Annotated in this window: 16 protein-coding genes; 12 read left to right on the top strand and 4 right to left on the bottom strand. The window is 52.3% G+C overall.

All coding sequences use genetic code 11. From position 1 onward, the window contains the following. The first annotated feature begins 26 nt into the window (after positions 1 to 26). From hfq to C2U43_RS23165, 10 genes are all read left to right on the top strand, one after another. Positions 27 to 335 carry an RNA chaperone Hfq gene (hfq, locus tag C2U43_RS23215; RefSeq protein WP_003025584.1) on the top strand — a complete coding sequence of 103 codons (309 nt, stop codon included), beginning with the start codon at positions 27 to 29 and terminating at the stop codon, positions 333 to 335. Positions 336 to 409: 74 nt separating this feature from the next. Beyond that, the gene (gene hflX, locus C2U43_RS23210) at positions 410 to 1,690 is read left to right on the top strand and encodes a ribosome rescue GTPase HflX (protein WP_003830495.1); all 1,281 of its coding nucleotides are present in this window, start codon (positions 410 to 412) and stop codon (positions 1,688 to 1,690) included. A gap of 189 nt (positions 1,691 to 1,879) precedes the next feature. Then, positions 1,880 to 3,133: an FtsH protease activity modulator HflK gene (hflK, locus tag C2U43_RS23205; RefSeq protein WP_008786005.1), complete on the top strand. Its 1,254-nt coding sequence runs from the start codon at positions 1,880 to 1,882 to the stop codon at positions 3,131 to 3,133. Between the two features lie 2 nt (positions 3,134 to 3,135). Continuing rightward, a complete protein-coding gene (hflC, locus tag C2U43_RS23200; RefSeq protein WP_003830491.1) occupies positions 3,136 to 4,140 on the top strand; it encodes a protease modulator HflC in 1,005 nt (334 codons plus the stop codon). Positions 4,141 to 4,222: 82 nt separating this feature from the next. Continuing rightward, positions 4,223 to 4,420, top strand: a complete 198-nt coding sequence (locus C2U43_RS23195) for a DUF2065 domain-containing protein (RefSeq protein WP_003025602.1) — start codon at positions 4,223 to 4,225, stop codon at positions 4,418 to 4,420. Between the two features lie 102 nt (positions 4,421 to 4,522). Continuing rightward, positions 4,523 to 5,821 carry an adenylosuccinate synthase gene (gene purA, locus C2U43_RS23190; RefSeq protein WP_003025606.1) on the top strand — a complete coding sequence of 433 codons (1,299 nt, stop codon included), beginning with the start codon at positions 4,523 to 4,525 and terminating at the stop codon, positions 5,819 to 5,821. Between the two features lie 216 nt (positions 5,822 to 6,037). After that, positions 6,038 to 6,463 carry a nitric oxide-sensing transcriptional repressor NsrR gene (nsrR, locus tag C2U43_RS23180; protein WP_003830485.1) on the top strand — a complete coding sequence of 142 codons (426 nt, stop codon included), beginning with the start codon at positions 6,038 to 6,040 and terminating at the stop codon, positions 6,461 to 6,463. A 38-nt stretch (positions 6,464 to 6,501) separates the two neighbouring features. Beyond that, the gene (gene rnr, locus C2U43_RS23175; protein ID WP_008786007.1) at positions 6,502 to 8,964 is read left to right on the top strand and encodes a ribonuclease R; all 2,463 of its coding nucleotides are present in this window, start codon (positions 6,502 to 6,504) and stop codon (positions 8,962 to 8,964) included. 72 nt (positions 8,965 to 9,036) lie between these two features. Continuing rightward, entirely contained in the window at positions 9,037 to 9,768 is a 732-nt protein-coding gene (gene rlmB, locus C2U43_RS23170) for a 23S rRNA (guanosine(2251)-2'-O)-methyltransferase RlmB (RefSeq protein ID WP_003830482.1), read from the top strand. Positions 9,769 to 9,888: 120 nt separating this feature from the next. Beyond that, positions 9,889 to 11,511, top strand: a complete 1,623-nt coding sequence (locus C2U43_RS23165; protein ID WP_103285851.1) for an isovaleryl-CoA dehydrogenase — start codon at positions 9,889 to 9,891, stop codon at positions 11,509 to 11,511. 86 nt (positions 11,512 to 11,597) lie between these two features. Here C2U43_RS23165 and yjfN read toward each other — a convergent pair whose 3' ends face one another. Both yjfN and bsmA read right to left on the bottom strand, forming a co-directional pair. After that, the gene (gene yjfN / locus C2U43_RS23160) at positions 11,598 to 11,873 is read right to left on the bottom strand and encodes a DUF1471 family protease activator YjfN (RefSeq protein WP_079939047.1); all 276 of its coding nucleotides are present in this window, start codon (positions 11,871 to 11,873) and stop codon (positions 11,598 to 11,600) included. A gap of 147 nt (positions 11,874 to 12,020) precedes the next feature. Further along, complete coding sequence (gene bsmA / locus C2U43_RS23155; protein ID WP_057066585.1) at positions 12,021 to 12,350, bottom strand: biofilm peroxide resistance protein BsmA; 330 nt, start codon at positions 12,348 to 12,350, stop codon at positions 12,021 to 12,023. A 181-nt stretch (positions 12,351 to 12,531) separates the two neighbouring features. Between bsmA and yjfP the strand changes: the two genes are divergently transcribed. Next, positions 12,532 to 13,281 carry an esterase gene (gene yjfP, locus C2U43_RS23150; protein WP_103285850.1) on the top strand — a complete coding sequence of 250 codons (750 nt, stop codon included), beginning with the start codon at positions 12,532 to 12,534 and terminating at the stop codon, positions 13,279 to 13,281. Here the strand turns inward: yjfP and ulaR are convergent. Together ulaR and ulaG are read right to left on the bottom strand one after the other, a co-directional pair. Next, a complete protein-coding gene (ulaR, locus tag C2U43_RS23145; protein ID WP_003025646.1) occupies positions 13,278 to 14,033 on the bottom strand; it encodes an HTH-type transcriptional regulator UlaR in 756 nt (251 codons plus the stop codon). The genes yjfP and ulaR overlap by 4 nt on opposite strands. Positions 14,034 to 14,139: 106 nt before the next feature. After that, positions 14,140 to 15,204 carry an L-ascorbate 6-phosphate lactonase gene (ulaG, locus tag C2U43_RS23140; protein ID WP_003025649.1) on the bottom strand — a complete coding sequence of 355 codons (1,065 nt, stop codon included), beginning with the start codon at positions 15,202 to 15,204 and terminating at the stop codon, positions 14,140 to 14,142. Positions 15,205 to 15,571: 367 nt separating this feature from the next. Between ulaG and ulaA the strand changes: the two genes are divergently transcribed. Then, positions 15,572 to 16,969 (top strand): PTS ascorbate transporter subunit IIC, encoded by a 1,398-nt coding sequence (gene ulaA / locus C2U43_RS23135; protein WP_003830456.1) that lies wholly within the window; start codon positions 15,572 to 15,574, stop codon positions 16,967 to 16,969. The last annotated feature ends 11 nt before the right edge of the window (positions 16,970 to 16,980 follow it).

Raw genomic sequence — 16,980 nt, 5'->3', positions numbered from 1 at the left:
AAATAAGCATATAAGGAAAAGAGAGAATGGCTAAGGGGCAATCTTTACAAGATCCGTTCCTGAACGCACTGCGTCGGGAACGTGTTCCAGTTTCTATTTATTTGGTGAATGGTATTAAGCTGCAAGGTCAAATCGAGTCTTTTGATCAGTTCGTGATCCTGTTGAAAAACACGGTCAGCCAGATGGTTTATAAGCACGCGATTTCTACTGTTGTCCCGTCTCGTCCGGTTTCTCATCACAGCAATAATGCCACCGGCGGCACAGGCAGCAACTACCATCACGGTAGCAACGCGCAAGGTTCATCTGCGCAACAGGACAGCGAAGAAACCGAATAAGGTTATTAGCTGTTTTACATACGGGGAGCCAGCGATCCTGTGTTCCCCGTTGATTTATATTAAGGGGTTGACGCTTGTTTGACCGTTATGATGCCGGTGAGCAGGCGGTACTGGTACACATCTATTTTTCGCAAGACAAAGATATGGAAGACCTCCAGGAGTTTGAATCTCTGGTTTCTTCCGCCGGTGTCGAAGCAATGCAGGTGATTACCGGGAGCCGTAAAGCACCGCACCCGAAGTATTTTGTTGGTGAAGGTAAGGCAATCGAAATTGCCGAAGCCGTAAAAGCGACTGGCGCTGCGGTGGTGATTTTTGATCATGCTCTAAGCCCTGCCCAGGAACGTAACCTGGAACAGTTGTGCCAGTGTCTTGTTATCGACAGGACTGGTCTCATTTTAGATATTTTTGCCCAGCGTGCGCGAACCCATGAGGGTAAGTTGCAGGTTGAGCTGGCGCAGCTGCGCCATATGGCTACGCGTCTGGTCCGTGGCTGGACTCACCTTGAACGGCAAAAGGGCGGGATTGGTTTGCGCGGTCCGGGTGAAACCCAGCTCGAAACCGACCGTCGTTTGCTGCGTAATCGCATTTTGCAGATACAGTCGCGCCTGGAAAAAGTTGAAAAGCAACGTGAGCAGGGGCGACAGTCGCGCAAGAAAGCGGATGTCCCAACCGTATCACTGGTGGGATATACCAACGCCGGAAAATCCACCCTGTTCAACCAGATCACCGAAGCCCAGGTCTACGCAGCGGATCAGCTGTTTGCGACTCTGGACCCGACGCTACGCAGAATAGACGTGGCGGACGTGGGTGAGACCGTGCTGGCGGATACCGTTGGGTTTATCCGTCATTTGCCGCACGACCTGGTGGCGGCGTTTAAGGCCACCTTGCAGGAAACACGTCAGGCGACATTGCTGCTGCACGTTATTGATGCAGCAGATTTTCGTGTGCAGGAAAACATTGAGGCCGTCGATACGGTGCTCGAAGAGATCGATGCGCATGAGATCCCGACCCTGCTGGTGATGAATAAAATCGATATGTTGGATGACTTTGAGCCGCGTATCGACAGAGATGAAGAGAATAAACCCATTCGCGTTTGGGTATCAGCGCAAACGGGGATTGGTATACCACAACTTTTTCAGGCTTTGACTGAGCGACTTTCCGGTGAGGTGGCGCAGCATACGTTGCGTTTGCCGCCGCAGGAAGGGCGTTTGAGAAGCCGGTTTTATCAACTTCAGGCAATAGAAAAAGAGTGGATGGAGGAGGACGGCAGCGTTGGTCTGCAGGTTCGTATGCCGATCGTAGACTGGCGTCGCCTCTGTAAACAAGAACCGGCACTGGAAGACTATGTTGTCTGATCTGACGGATATGGCCTGAAGATTTTTTCGCCTCTATACCTTGTGGATTTTGTGCGGCAGGAAGGCGGCAAGTCCTGAAATCTCCAGGAGCATAGTCAACTATGTGACTGGCGTTGAGGGACGCAGCCAACGCAACGGCAGCGCAAAAGACGCAGGTATAGCATCGCATAACAAATATGGAGCACAAAAATGGCGTGGAATCAGCCCGGTAATAACGGACAAGACCGCGACCCCTGGGGAAGCAGCAAACCTGGCGGCAACCCTGAGGGAAATGGAAACAAAGGTGGTCGCGAGCAGGGACCTCCCGATCTGGACGATATCTTCCGCAAACTGAGTAAAAAGCTCGGTGGTCTGGGTGGCGGTAAAGGTACTGGCTCTGGCGGCGGTAGTTCATCGCAAGGCCCGCGTCCGCAACTGGGCGGTCGAGTCTTTACTATCGCAGCGGCCGCTATCGTCATTATCTGGGCGGCCAGCGGTTTCTATACCATTAAAGAAGCGGAACGCGGCGTGGTGACACGCTTCGGTAAATTCAGCCATTTGGTTGAACCGGGTCTGAACTGGAAACCGACCTTTGTCGACGAAGTGACACCGGTCAACGTTGAAGCCGTGCGTGAACTTGCCGCATCCGGCGTCATGCTGACCTCTGACGAAAACGTCGTGCGCGTCGAAATGAACGTACAGTACCGCGTGACCGATCCGCAGCGTTACCTGTTTAGCGTAACCAGCGCGGATGACAGTCTGCGTCAGGCTACCGACAGTGCTCTGCGTGGGGTTATCGGTAAATACACCATGGACCGTATCCTGACCGAAGGGCGTACCGTTATTCGTAGCGATACCCAACGTGAACTGGAAGAAACGATCCGTCCGTACAACATGGGTATCACCCTGTTGGACGTCAACTTCCAGGCTGCACGTCCGCCGGAAGAAGTAAAAGCCGCGTTTGACGATGCTATCGCAGCACGTGAAAACGAACAGCAGTACATCCGTGAAGCGGAAGCGTACACCAACGAAGTTCAGCCGCGTGCAAACGGTCAGGCGCAGCGTATTCTGGAAGAAGCGCGTGCGTATAAGACTCAGACAATCCTGGAAGCACAGGGTGAAGTGGCTCGCTTCGCAAAAATTCTGCCGGAATATAAAGCCGCACCGCAAATTACCCGCGAGCGTCTGTATATCGAAACCATGGAAAAAGTGTTGAGCAATACCCGCAAAGTCCTGGTTAACGATAAAGGCAGCAATTTGATGGTTCTGCCGCTGGATCAAATGCTGAAAGGTGGTAGTGCGCCAGCAGCAAAGACTGACAGCAGTTCAAACCTGCTGCGTCTGCCGCCAGCAACGACTTCCAGCACTGGAGCAAGCAACACATCGTCCACCAGTCAGGGCGATATTATGGACCAACGCCGCGCGAATGCGCAGCGTAACGACTACCAGCGTCAGGGGGAATAACGATGCGTAAGTCAGTTATTGCGATTATCATCATCGTTCTGGTAGTTCTGTTCATGTCTGTCTTTGTGGTCAAAGAAGGCGAGCGCGGTATTACTCTGCGCTTTGGTAAAGTTCTGCGTGACGATGAAAACAAGCCGCTGGTCGTAGCACCTGGCCTGCACTTCAAGATTCCGTTTATTGAATCTGTGAAGATGCTGGATGCGCGTATTCAGACCATGGACAACCAGGCCGATCGCTTTGTTACCAAAGAGAAGAAAGACCTGATCGTTGACTCCTACATCAAGTGGCGCATCAGTGACTTTAGCCGTTACTACCTGGCAACGGGCGGTGGCGATGTTTCTCAGGCGGAAGTCCTGCTGAAACGTAAGTTCTCTGACCGTCTGCGTTCTGAAATTGGTCGTCTGGACGTGAAGGACATCGTTACCGATTCCCGTGGTCGTCTGACCCTGGAAGTTCGTGACGCGCTGAACTCCGGTTCTGCTGGCACGGAAGACGAAGTGGCGACTCCGGCAGCAGATAGCGCGATTGCCGAAGCGGCTGAACGTGTTCAGGCTGAAACGAACGGTAAAGTACCGGTCATCAACCCGAACAGTATGGCGGCATTGGGCATCGAAGTTGTTGACGTGCGTATTAAGCAAATCAACCTGCCTGCTGAAGTGTCCGAGGCTATCTACAACCGTATGCGCGCTGAGCGTGAAGCGGTAGCGCGTCGCCATCGTTCACAAGGCCAGGAAGAGGCGGAAAAACTGCGTGCAACGGCTGACTATGAAGTCACTAAAACGCTGGCAGAATCTGAGCGTCAGGGCCGTATTATGCGCGGTGAAGGCGATGCAGAAGCCGCTAAGCTGTTTGCCGATGCGTTCAGTCAGGATCCGGACTTCTACGCCTTCATCCGTAGCCTGCGTGCTTACGAGAAGAGCTTTGAAGGGAATCAGGACGTAATGGTCATGAGCCCAGACAGCGATTTCTTCCGCTACATGAAGACACCAAATACCGCGACACGCTAATCGCGTTCCAGCGGTTTTAAAGCAGCAAAACCACCGGCATCTCCAGGGATGCGGTGGTTTTCTTTTTATATAAGGGCGATGGATGAATTCAACAATTTTGCTGGCGCTCGCGCTGGTTTTGGTGCTGGAAGGGCTGGGTCCGATGCTTTATCCCAGCGCATGGAAGAAAATGATCTCTGCAATGGCGCAACTTCCCGAAAATATTTTGCGTCGTTTTGGTGGAGGTCTTGTGGTTGCGGGCGTTGTGGTCTACTACATGTTGAGGAAAACGATTGGCTGAACAATAAGTAGACTAATTTGCGGGTTTTCGCATGCAAAAAGTGCTGTATATCTGAAAAAGCGGTGGTAGAATCCATTTTTAAGCAAACGGTGATTTTGAAAAATGGGTAACAACGTCGTCGTACTGGGCACCCAATGGGGTGACGAAGGTAAAGGGAAGATCGTCGATCTTCTGACTGAACGGGCTAAATATGTTGTGCGCTACCAGGGTGGTCACAACGCAGGCCATACTCTCGTAATCAACGGTGAAAAAACCGTCCTCCATCTTATTCCATCAGGCATTCTTCGCGAAAACGTAATCAGCATCATCGGTAACGGTGTTGTTCTGTCTCCGTCCGCGCTGATGAAAGAAATGAAAGGACTGGAAGATCGTGGTATCCCGGTTCGCGAGCGCCTGCTGCTGTCTGAAGCTTGTCCGCTGATCCTTGATTATCACGTTGCGTTGGATAACGCTCGTGAGAAAGCGCGTGGCGAGAAAGCGATCGGTACTACCGGTCGTGGTATCGGTCCGGCTTATGAAGACAAAGTAGCTCGTCGCGGTCTGCGTGTTGGCGATCTGTTTGATAAAGCAACTTTCGCTGAAAAACTGAAAGAAGTGATGGAGTATCACAACTTCCAGCTGGTGAATTTCTATAAAGTTGAAGCAGTTGACTACCAGAAAGTGCTGGATGATGTGATGGCTATCGCCGACATCCTGACCTCAATGGTTGTTGATGTTTCCGATCTGCTGGACCAGGCGCGTAAGCGTGGCGATTTCGTCATGTTTGAAGGTGCGCAGGGTACGCTGCTGGATATCGACCACGGTACCTATCCGTACGTAACGTCCTCCAACACCACCGCAGGTGGCGTGGCAACCGGCTCCGGCCTGGGCCCACGTTATGTGGACTACGTTCTGGGTATCATCAAAGCTTACTCTACTCGTGTAGGTGCGGGTCCGTTCCCGACAGAGCTGTTTGATGACGTTGGCGAGTTCCTGTGCAAACAAGGTAACGAGTATGGCGCGACCACCGGTCGTCGTCGTCGTACCGGTTGGCTGGATTCCGTTGCTGTACGCCGTGCAGTACAGATTAACTCCCTGTCTGGCTTCTGCCTGACCAAACTGGACGTACTGGACGGTTTGAAAGAGGTGAAAATCTGTGTTGCTTACCGTATGCCGGATGGCCGCGAAGTAACGACTACTCCGCTGGCAGCTGACGACTGGAAAGGTATCGAGCCGATTTACGAAACCATGCCGGGTTGGTCTGAATCCACCTTCGGCGTGAAGGAACGTAGCGGTCTGCCGCAGGCAGCGCTGAACTACATCAAGCGTATTGAAGAACTGACCGGTGTGCCGATTGATATTATCTCAACTGGCCCAGACCGTACTGAAACCATGATCCTGCGCGACCCGTTCGACGCATAATTCTGGTTATAGCGTAGCGTCAAACGGCGCTGCGCTTGCACTAATTTAGGCCGGATAAGGTGCTTTGCATCAGAATCCGGCTTAAAATCACGTAAGTTCCTCGCTTTTTTCCTTCCCGAACTGAAATAAATTAGCGACCTGGCTGGTGGCTGGTTTATCATCAATGTAATTAATACTACCAGGTTTATCCGTTTTATCCCTTTTCCTGAGGTTGATGTGCAGTTAACAAGTTTCACCGATTACGGATTACGTGCGCTAATCTACATGGCGTCACTTCCCGAAGGACGTATGACCAGTATTTCTGAGGTGACAGAAGTCTACGGCGTGTCCCGTAATCATATGGTCAAAATAATCAATCAACTTAGCCGGGCGGGCTTTGTTACTGCTATTCGAGGAAAAAATGGCGGTATCCGCCTGGGTAAACCCGCTAAGGATATTGGTATTGGTGATGTGGTTCGCGAGCTGGAACCCTTATCGTTGGTCAACTGTAGCAGCGAGTTTTGCCACATTACCCCGGCCTGTCGACTCAAACAGGCGCTTTCTAAAGCAGTGCAAAGTTTTCTCACGGAACTGGACAACTACACACTTGCTGATTTGGTTGAAAAGAATCAACCGCTTTATAAATTATTGCTGGTGGAGTAACGACTCCCGCCAGCAGCGATGATGACGGAGGAACCGACATGTCACAAGATCCTTTCCAGGAACGCGAAGCAGAAAAATACGCGAATCCTATCCCGAGCCGGGAATTTATCCTCGAACATTTAACTAAACGTGAAAAGCCGGCCAACCGCGATGAGCTGGCCGCTGAACTCAATATTGAAGGTGAAGAGCAGCAAGAAGCGCTGCGTCGTCGCCTGCGCGCGATGGAGCGTGACGGACAACTGGTCTTCACCCGTCGTCAGTGCTATGCGCTGCCGGAGCGTCTCGACCTGCTGAAAGGTACCGTTATTGGCCACCGTGATGGCTACGGCTTTCTGCGCGTTGAAGGCCGCAAAGATGACCTGTATCTGTCCAGCGAGCAGATGAAAACCTGCATTCATGGCGATCAGGTGCTGGCGCAGCCGTTGGGCGCGGACCGTAAAGGTCGCCGCGAAGCGCGTATTGTGCGCGTACTGGTGCCGAAAACCAGCCAGATTGTCGGTCGCTACTTCACCGACGCTGGTGTTGGGTTTGTCGTCCCAGACGACAGCCGCCTGAGCTTCGATATTCTGATCCCGCCGGAAGAGGTAATGGGCGCTCGTATGGGCTTTGTGGTCGTCGTTGAACTGACCCAGCGTCCGACTCGCCGCACCAAAGCGGTGGGCAAAATTGTTGAAGTGCTGGGCGATAACATGGGAACCAGCATGGCCGTGGATATGGCCCTGCGTACTCATGAAATCCCATATATCTGGCCTCAGGCGGTTGAGAAACAGGTCGCCGGGCTGAAAGAAGAAGTGCCGGAAGAGGCGAAAGTAGGACGTGTCGATCTGCGCTCCCTGCCGCTGGTGACTATCGATGGCGAAGATGCGCGCGACTTCGACGATGCGGTTTATTGCGAGAAGAAACGCGGCGGTGGTTGGCGTTTATGGGTGGCGATTGCTGACGTAAGCTATTACGTTCGCCCGCCGACTCCGCTGGACCAGGAAGCGCGTAGCCGTGGCACATCCGTTTACTTCCCGTCGCAGGTAGTTCCGATGCTGCCGGAAGTGCTGTCTAACGGATTGTGTTCACTCAACCCGCAGGTGGACCGGTTGTGTATGGTCTGTGAAATGACCATTTCGTCGAAAGGCCGCTTAACTGGCTTTAAATTCTACGAAGCGGTCATGAGCTCCCATGCGCGTCTGACCTACACCAAGGTCTGGCATATGCTGCAAGGCGACCAGGAGCTGCGTGAGCAGTACGCACCGCTGGTTAAACACATTGAAGAGTTGCATAACCTCTACAAAGTGCTGGATAAAGCCCGTGAAGAGCGTGGCGGTATCTCGTTTGAAAGTGAAGAGGCGAAGTTTATCTTCAATGCTGAACGCCGTATTGAGCGTATCGAGCAGACGCAGCGTAACGACGCGCACAAGCTGATTGAAGAGTGCATGATCATGGCGAACATCTCCGCGGCACGATTCGTTGAGAAAGCCAAAGAGCCAGCGCTGTTCCGTATTCACGATAAGCCGACGACCGAAGCGATTAACTCGTTCCGTTCCGTCCTGTCAGAGCTGGGGCTGGAGCTGCCAGGTGGCAACAAACCTGAGCCGCGTGATTACGCTGAACTGCTGGAGTCGATTGCTGACCGTCCTGACGCAGAAATGCTGCAAACCATGCTGCTGCGTTCGATGAAGCAGGCGATTTACGATCCGGAAAACCGTGGTCACTTTGGCCTGGCGCTGCAATCTTATGCACACTTTACTTCACCGATCCGTCGTTACCCGGATCTCTCCTTGCACCGGGCGATTAAGTATCTGCTGGCGCAGGAGCAGGGCCATAAGGGCAACACCACGGAAACCGGTGGCTACCATTATTCGATGGAAGAGATGCTGCAACTGGGTCAGCACTGTTCGATGGCCGAGCGCCGTGCTGATGAAGCTACGCGCGATGTCTCTGACTGGCTGAAGTGCGACTTCATGCTGGACCAGGTGGGTAATGTCTTCAAAGGCGTGATTGCCAGCGTGACCGGATTTGGTTTCTTTGTCCGTCTCGATGAACTGTTTATCGATGGTCTGGTGCATGTCTCCTCTCTGGATAACGACTACTATCGTTTCGACCAGGTTGGGCAGCGCCTGACGGGGGAATCCAGCGGCCAGATGTATCGCCTGGGCGATCGCGTGGAAGTTCGCGTGGAAGCAGTCAACATGGACGAGCGTAAGATCGACTTCAGCTTGATCTCCAGTGAACGTGCGCCGCGTAATGAAGGTAAAACCGCGCGCGAAAAAGCCAAAAAAGGCGATGCGGGTAAAAATACCGGTAAACGTCGTCAGATGGGCAAAAAGGTGAATTTCGAGCCGGACAGCGCTTTCCGCGGCGAGAAGAAAGGCAGAGCCAAACCTCAGGCGGATAAGAATGCGGCTGAGAAGAAAGGTGATAAAAAAGCGAAAAAGCCTTCGGCAAAAACGCTTAAAATTGCTGCCGCCACTAAAGCTAAACGTGCGGCGAAAAAGAAAGTCGCACAATAACAGCCATAGACTGTAAGTCGGGCAACCTTCGCGTTGCCCGGCGTTACGCATAAACTATTAACGAGTACATTCATGAGTGAAATGATTTACGGCATCCATGCGGTGCAGGCCCTGCTGGAACGTGCGCCTGAGCGCTTCCAGGACGTCTTTATTCTCAAAGGTCGTGAAGATAAACGCCTGCTGCCGCTGATCCACGCACTGGAAGCACAGGGTGTTGTCATTCAACTGGCTAACCGTCAGTTTCTGGATGAGAAAAGCGAGGGTGCGGTACATCAGGGGATTATTGCTCGCGTGAAGCCTGGCCGTCAGTATCAGGAAAACGATCTGCCGGATCTGATTGCTACGCTCGATCAGCCGTTTTTTTTGATCCTCGATGGCGTCACCGATCCGCATAACCTGGGCGCATGCCTGCGTAGCGCCGATGCCGCTGGCGTACATGCTGTAATCGTACCGAAGGATCGTTCCGCACAGTTGAATGCGACGGCGAAAAAAGTGGCCTGTGGTGCGGCAGAAAGCGTACCGCTGATCCGCGTGACCAACCTGGCGCGCACCATGCGTATGCTGCAGGAAGAGAATATCTGGATCGTCGGAACCGCAGGTGAAGCCGACCATACTCTCTATCAGAGCAAAATGACCGGTCGTCTGGCGCTGGTGATGGGCGCAGAGGGTGAAGGTATGCGCCGTCTGACCCGCGAACACTGTGACGAACTGATCAGCATCCCGATGGCAGGGAGCGTTTCGTCATTGAACGTTTCAGTTGCGACGGGCATCTGCCTGTTTGAAGCCGTCCGCCAGCGCGGCTAATTCATTCTCTATGTCTCTTAAGCCATCCCTCGGGATGGCTTTTTTGTGACCTGAATCCCAGGCACTCTCTTGTCTGGCTGACCATACTTAAAGCGACGGCCATTGACGGAGGGAGACACAATGCACTGGCAAACGCATACCGTTTTTAACCAACCTGTACCGCTCAATAACAGTAACTTATATTTGTCCGATGGCGCGCTGTGCGAAGCGGTTATCCGCGAAGGCGCTGGTTGGGACAGCGATCTTCTCGCCAGTATTGGTCAGCAGCTAGGGACTGCCGAGTCGCTCGAACTGGGCCGTCTGGCCAATGCATTCCCGCCTGAACTGTTGCGCTACGACCCGCAGGGGCAGCGGCTGGATGATGTGCGTTTTCATCCTGCCTGGCATTTGCTGATGCAGGGATTGTGCGCCAACCGCGTACATAATCTGGCCTGGGAAGAAGATGCGAGGCAGGGAACATTTGTTGCCCGGGCGGCGCGTTTCATGCTGCATGCGCAGGTTGAAGCAGGTACGTTGTGTCCGGTGACCATGACTTTTGCCGCCACGCCGCTGTTACTTCAAATGTTACCCGCCCCCTTTCATGACTGGATAACGCCGCTGCTAAGCGACCGTTATGACTCGCATTTACTGCCAGGTGGGCAAAAGCGTGGGCTGCTTATCGGTATGGGCATGACCGAGAAGCAGGGTGGTTCAGATGTGCTGAGCAATACCACTCAGGCAGAACGTCTTGCTGACGGCTCGTATCGGCTGGTGGGACATAAGTGGTTTTTCTCCGTGCCGCAAAGCGATGCCCATTTAGTGCTGGCCCAGGCTAAGGGGGGATTATCCTGCTTTTTTGTGCCGCGATTTTTACCTGACGGGCAGCGTAATGCTATCCGTCTTGAGAGATTGAAAGATAAGTTAGGCAACCGCTCCAACGCCAGCTGCGAGGTTGAATTCCACGATGCGATTGGCTGGCTATTGGGTGACGAAGGGGAAGGTATACGCCATATCCTGAAAATGGGGGGGATGACGCGTTTTGACTGTGCGCTCGGTAGTCACGTTATGATGCGGCGTGCTTTTTCCGTCGCGATTTACCATGCGCACCAGCGGCAGGTCTTTGGCAAGCCATTGATTGAACAGCCGATGATGCGTCAAGTGTTAGGTCGGATGGCGCTCCAACTGGAAGGTCAAACGGCGTTACTGTTTCGACTGGCGCGGGCCTGGGACCGCCGTGCTGATGCTAAAGAAGCGCTGTGGGCCAGATTGTTCACACCAGCGGCGAAATTCTCCGTTTGCAAAAGCGGTATGCCATTTGTGGCAGAAGCGATGGAAGTGCTGGGTGGGATTGGCTATTGCGAGGAGAGCGAGCTGCCGCGTTTGTATCGTGAAATGCCGGTAAACAGCATCTGGGAAGGCTCTGGCAACATTATGTGCCTTGATGTATTGCGGGTACTGACCAAACAACCCGGCATATACGAGATGCTCAGCGAAGCCTTTGCGGAACTCAAAGGGCAAGATCGACATTACGATCGAATGGTACGTCAGCTCCAGCAGCGTTTACGTAAACCCAGCGAGGCATTGGGGCGGGAGATTACGCAGCAGCTTTTCCTGCTCGGTTGCGGGGCGCAGATGTTGCGCTATGCCTCTCCACCTGTGGCGCAGGCCTGGTGCCAAATGATGCTTGATACGCGGGGGGGACTACGATTGTCTGAGCAGGTGCTGAACGATTTGCTTCTGCGGGCAACGGGGGGATTACGGTAATAATATGCCTGATGGCGACGCTTTCGCGTCTTATCATGTCTACAGTTCACTGTAGCTCAGATAAGTTTACGCCATCCGGCAATGTGTTAAGCATAGAGTATGGCCTGTACGCGCCAGTTGTCGGGCTGCTGATCTTCGTACATTTGAATGATCCGATACCATGAGGCACCTTGTTCATCCGCTTTTAACGCGACTATACGTTCTACATCCTGCGGATTTCCTGCAATGTTACTGACAGATATCTGGCCAATTTCATTCAGGCCCGTAACACAGTCAGCACTGGCGAACTCGGCAGACTGCGCCGTAGTATCTACCAGTCCGGCAGAAAGCAGCAGTGAGGATAAGGCAAGTGATTGTTTCATCGTCAGCTCCATTATTCGTACCCCTACACACGGCAGGGCATTCCATCGCGATAATAAACCTCAAGCTTCCTGCTGTTGGTTTATTGTGCACAGGTAAACGCATAGGGGCGCAAAGCAATGTAAAGCTGACTAAATTTCAACCCAATGTTATTTACGATACAAAATAGCCTGTGAATACCATTGGCCTGTCACGATGGTTTCATCCACTAATAAAACCACGTAGTAATCAGCTTTAGCCGCGGCGGCTTTGGCACGGATCTCTGCCAGCGCATCATCCGGAGAGCCTCTTACCAGCGCGCTAACCGTCCCTAATCGCTGTAACCCATTACTCTGGTCACGGCGGATCTCCTGCGGGTGGTCGGCAACGGGCGGTGCGGGTTGTGGCGTTCCCTGTAGCACGCTACAGGCGCTTAAAAACATAACCAACAACAAAGAGGCAAACCGACGCATAACTCTATCTCGTTTCCTGATAGCCATAGTGTAGTGCCTTATTAATTTCCCTTTAGGGGAATGTTCCCGAATTGTTATCTCTCACGCGATTTTCGAATGAAAATGTTGCGAAAGCGTAACCCAGTTCTCAACATTATGAATCATTGCCGAACACATTCGCTTGCGTTAAGTATTGCTGCATGGCATACCAGAAAGAAAGAGGCGACAAATGATCGAAATTGAAACACGACAGTTGGCGGGTATCCCTGTCCTGCACGCCGTTCCGGCTGGCAAACGCGAATGTTCACTCCCTTGTATTATCTTCTATCACGGGTTTACCTCTTCAAGCCTGGTTTACAGCTATTTTGCCGTTGCGCTGGCTCAGGCCGGTTTCCGCGTCGTCATGCCAGATGCGCCCGACCATGGCGCTCGCTTCAAAAGCGATGCCCAGATGCGGATGCACCGCTTCTGGCATATTTTGCAGCAAAATATGCAGGAGTTTGCGACGTTACGTGCGGCGCTGGTGGCGGAAAATTGGCTTTCAGATGAGCGGCTTGCCGTCGGAGGAGCATCGATGGGAGGAATGACGGCGTTGGGCATAATGGCGCGCCATCCTGAGGTTAAATGTGTAGCCAGCCTGATGGGTTCTGGCTATTTTACCCGGCTTGCGCAGACGCTTTTTCCCCCTCTACTGATTCAGACCCCAGAGCAACAGGCGGAATTTGATACCGTTATCGCCCCGCTTGCCGAATGGGATGTTACGCATCAGTTACCACGCCTCGCTGACAGGCCGTTGCTGCTGTGGCATGGACAGGATGATGATGTTGTACCCGCTGTTGAAACCTTCCGCTTACAGCAAGCGCTGATTCAGGCAGGTTTGGACAACAATCTGACCTGCCTGTGGGAAGCGGGCGTACGACATCGCATCACGCCAGAAGCGCTGGCTGCGACGGTGACGTTTTTCCGCCAGCACCTTTAAACGCGCATAATGCTCACGCCCTGAGCTTCGAGCTGTTGCAGGATCTCAGGGTTCGCATTTTTGCCGGTAATCAGCATATCGATTTGATCGGCGCGGCTGAACAGCATCCCCGCGCGTTCACCGACCTTACTGCTATCGACCAACACCACCAGTTTGCCCACCACGTTAAGCATCTTCTGCTCCGCCATCGCGGTGAGCATATCGGTTTTATACAGTCCATCTGCGGTCAACCCTTTGCCACTGGTGAACATCCAGTGCCCGGCATACAGGCTATTTTCACTGCCTTGCGGGCTAAGCGTGATGGATTGGCTTTTGTTATATTGCCCTCCCATGATGATCACGCTGTCATGCTCCTGGTCGATCAGATAGTTTGCCAGCGGCAGATAATTAGTGATGATCTGCACCGGCTTGCCGCACATTTCGCGACCCAGCAGAAAGGCGGTCGATCCGCAGTTGATCACCACGCTTTCCCCCGCATTCACAAGCTGGGATGCCGCCTTGGCAATACGAACTTTTTCATCGTGGTTCTGTGCCTGGTGCAGATTCATTGGCGTCCAGCGCGGTCGCTGCTGGGTAATAGCTTCTGCGCCATTGCGGACTTTCTTGAGTTTGCCGCTTTCATCGAGTTTGTTGATATCCCGGCGTGCTGTGGCGGGTGAAATCCCCAGACGCTCAATCACGTTCTCAACGGTAACAAAGCCCAACTGCGCCAGCATATCCAGCAATATTTGATGTCTTTGTGCTTCAGTCATGAGCTATTCCGATACAAATTGATTTGAAAAGATGATATTTGAAATAGCGTGGAAATACTAAAGTAAATGGGAAAAAATGCCGGGATGGCCCGGCATTTTGTGTGGATCACAAGAACGATTTAAACGGTAAATCCGGTTCAATCGTGAAGCAGTCGTCAAAGCCGCGCGGATAGTGATATTCAAAGTTATCTTTGTCCAGCGGCCAGGTGAACTTGCCACCCACCTGCCAGATAAAAGGCTTAAAGCCATACTTCAGCCGATCCTTTTTCATCTCCCACAGTACGCGGATCTCCTGAGGATCGGCCTGGAAGTTTGACCAGATATCGTGATGGAAAGGGATCACCACTTTTGTATTCAGGGCCTCCGCCATACGCAGCATGTCGGAACTGGTCATTTTGTCCGTAATACCCCGTGGGTTCTCGCCGTAGGATCCGAGCGCGACGTCGATCTGGTGCTCATTGCCATGCTTTGCATAGTAGTTGGAGTAGTGTGAATCACCGCTGTGATAAAGCGTACCGCCCGGCGTTTTGAACAGATAGTTTACGGCGCGGGCATCCATACCATCCGGCAGCACGCCTGCCGCTTTTTGATCGGCAGGAAGCGTGATCAATGCCGTACGATCAAACGCATCAAGCGCATGAATTTCAATATCTTTCACTTTCACCACATCGCCAGGTTTTACCACGATGCAGCGCTCTTTTGGTACACCCCAACCGATCCACAGATCCACACAAGTCTGCGGTCCAATAAACGGCACGTCGTCGGCACAGTTCTGCATGACGGCTGCCGCAACATTTACGTCGATGTGATCGTTATGATCGTGCGTGGCCAGCACCGCATCGATCTGACGAATGGCAAACGGATCAAGAACAAACGGCGTGGTGCGCAGGTTTGGCTGCAGCTTCTTCACGCCCGCCATGCGTTGCATCTGGTGACCGGTTTTCATCAGCGGGTTACCGTGACTCTGTTTACCCGTACCGCACCAGAAATCGACGCAGACGTTAGTTCCGCCTTCAGACTTTAGCCAAATTCCTGTACAGCCAAGCCACCACATAGCGAAAGTGCCAGGTGCGACCTGTTCCTGCTCGATCTCTTCATTGAGCCAGCTTCCCCACTCCGGGAATGTGCTCAGAATCCATGATTCACGCGTGATACTTTTTACTTTACTCATCGCAATTACCTTCATGTTTGTTCAAGTTGAATCAAATTGTGATTTGTTTTGATTGATACTGACATCATTTTCTCAAGAAGGCAATGCGCTGATTTTTGGTGTTGAATGGGAAAATGTGAACAAATTACAACGTGACAAGATGGTTTATATGAAATGTATTTTTGTATTTTATTGTTTTAAATGAATTTATTTTGACGTTTATGAATTTGAAGTAAATCCACTCTGCAAGTAAGAGAATTATTTGCGTACTTCATCACATTTAATCAAATTCAATCTTGTTGTGATTATTTTTGAAAATTAGAGTGAGGGCACAACATCCTGGGCATCTGTAATGAATGTTCAGCAACTTCGTCTACTGGAGATCGTTATGGAGATCCTCTACAACATCTTTACCGTCTTTTTTAATCAGGTCATGACCAATGCACCGTTGCTGTTGGGTATTGTGACCTGCCTCGGCTACATCCTGTTGCGTAAAAGTGTCAGCGTCATTATCAAAGGCACGATCAAAACGATTATCGGTTTTATGTTATTGCAGGCAGGGTCGGGCATTCTGACCAGCACGTTTAAACCGGTGGTGGCGAAGATGTCTGAGGTTTACGGTATCAATGGCGCGATCTCCGATACCTATGCCTCCATGATGGCAACCATCGAACGAATGGGTGATGCCTACAGTTGGGTAGGGTACGCCGTACTGTTAGCGCTGGCGCTGAACATTTGTTACGTACTGCTACGGCGTATTACCGGCATTCGAACCATCATGTTGACTGGGCACATCATGTTCCAGCAGGCGGGGCTGATTGCTGTCTCTTTCTACATCTTTGGTTACCCGATGTGGACCACCATCATCTGTACCGCGGTGCTGGTGTCGCTCTACTGGGGCATTACCTCCAATATGATGTACAAACCGACGCAGGAAGTAACTGACGGCTGTGGTTTTTCCATCGGTCACCAGCAGCAGTTCGCCTCCTGGATTGCTTACAAAGTCGCGCCGTATCTGGGTAAGAAAGAGGAGAGCGTAGAAGATCTCAAGCTGCCAGGCTGGCTGAATATCTTCCATGACAACATCGTTTCCACCGCGATTGTGATGACCATCTTTTTCGGGGCGATCCTGCTCTCTTTCGGCATAGATGTGGTTCAGGCGATGGCGGGTAAAACCCACTGGACGGTCTATATCCTGCAAACCGGTTTTTCGTTTGCTGTCGCTATCTTCATCATCACCCAGGGCGTACGTATGTTCGTTGCTGAACTTTCAGAAGCGTTCAACGGTATCTCTCAACGTCTGATCCCCGGCGCGGTGTTGGCTATCGACTGCGCAGCGATTTACAGCTTTGCCCCCAACGCGGTGGTCTGGGGCTTTATGTGGGGCACCATCGGCCAACTGATTGCGGTAGGTATTCTGGTTGCTTGCGGCTCTTCCATCCTGATTATCCCAGGCTTTATCCCGATGTTCTTCTCGAACGCCACTATCGGCGTATTTGCTAACCACTTTGGCGGCTGGCGCGCGGCGCTCAAGATTTGCCTGGTGATGGGGATGATCGAAATCTTCGGCTGCGTCTGGGCGGTTAAACTCACCGGTATGAGCGCCTGGATGGGCATGGCGGACTGGTCAATTCTGGCACCGCCGATGATGCAAGGCTTTGCCTCCATCGGCATCGTGTTTATGGCCGTCATTATTTTGATTGCACTGGCTTATATGTTTTTCGCAGGACGCACGTTGCGCGCTGAGGAAGACGCAGAAAAACAACTGGCAGAACACTCTGCTTAATAAGGAGTTCC

The sequence above is a fragment of the Citrobacter freundii complex sp. CFNIH9 genome (assembly GCF_002903305.1).
Taxonomy (GTDB): Bacteria; Pseudomonadota; Gammaproteobacteria; order Enterobacterales; family Enterobacteriaceae; genus Citrobacter; species Citrobacter portucalensis.
The sequence above is the reverse complement of the archived record's forward strand: the minus strand, read 5'-3'. Positions and strand labels throughout refer to the sequence as shown.

What these genes read in the sequence shown, in the direction of transcription:
- hfq (WP_003025584.1), top strand. Translation starts at nt 27, where the DNA reads ATGGCTAAGGGGCAATCTTTACAAGATCCGTTCCTGAACGCACTGCGT.
- hflK (WP_008786005.1), top strand. Translation starts at nt 1,880, where the DNA reads ATGGCGTGGAATCAGCCCGGTAATAACGGACAAGACCGCGACCCCTGG.
- hflC (WP_003830491.1), top strand. Translation starts at nt 3,136, where the DNA reads ATGCGTAAGTCAGTTATTGCGATTATCATCATCGTTCTGGTAGTTCTG.
- C2U43_RS23195 (WP_003025602.1), top strand. Translation starts at nt 4,223, where the DNA reads ATGAATTCAACAATTTTGCTGGCGCTCGCGCTGGTTTTGGTGCTGGAA.
- purA (WP_003025606.1), top strand. Translation starts at nt 4,523, where the DNA reads ATGGGTAACAACGTCGTCGTACTGGGCACCCAATGGGGTGACGAAGGT.
- rnr (WP_008786007.1), top strand. Translation starts at nt 6,502, where the DNA reads ATGTCACAAGATCCTTTCCAGGAACGCGAAGCAGAAAAATACGCGAAT.
- rlmB (WP_003830482.1), top strand. Translation starts at nt 9,037, where the DNA reads ATGAGTGAAATGATTTACGGCATCCATGCGGTGCAGGCCCTGCTGGAA.
- C2U43_RS23165 (WP_103285851.1), top strand. Translation starts at nt 9,889, where the DNA reads ATGCACTGGCAAACGCATACCGTTTTTAACCAACCTGTACCGCTCAAT.
- yjfN (WP_079939047.1), bottom strand. Translation starts at nt 11,873, where the DNA reads ATGAAACAATCACTTGCCTTATCCTCACTGCTGCTTTCTGCCGGACTG.
- bsmA (WP_057066585.1), bottom strand. Translation starts at nt 12,350, where the DNA reads ATGGCTATCAGGAAACGAGATAGAGTTATGCGTCGGTTTGCCTCTTTG.
- yjfP (WP_103285850.1), top strand. Translation starts at nt 12,532, where the DNA reads ATGATCGAAATTGAAACACGACAGTTGGCGGGTATCCCTGTCCTGCAC.
- ulaR (WP_003025646.1), bottom strand. Translation starts at nt 14,033, where the DNA reads ATGACTGAAGCACAAAGACATCAAATATTGCTGGATATGCTGGCGCAG.
- ulaG (WP_003025649.1), bottom strand. Translation starts at nt 15,204, where the DNA reads ATGAGTAAAGTAAAAAGTATCACGCGTGAATCATGGATTCTGAGCACA.
- ulaA (WP_003830456.1), top strand. Translation starts at nt 15,572, where the DNA reads ATGGAGATCCTCTACAACATCTTTACCGTCTTTTTTAATCAGGTCATG.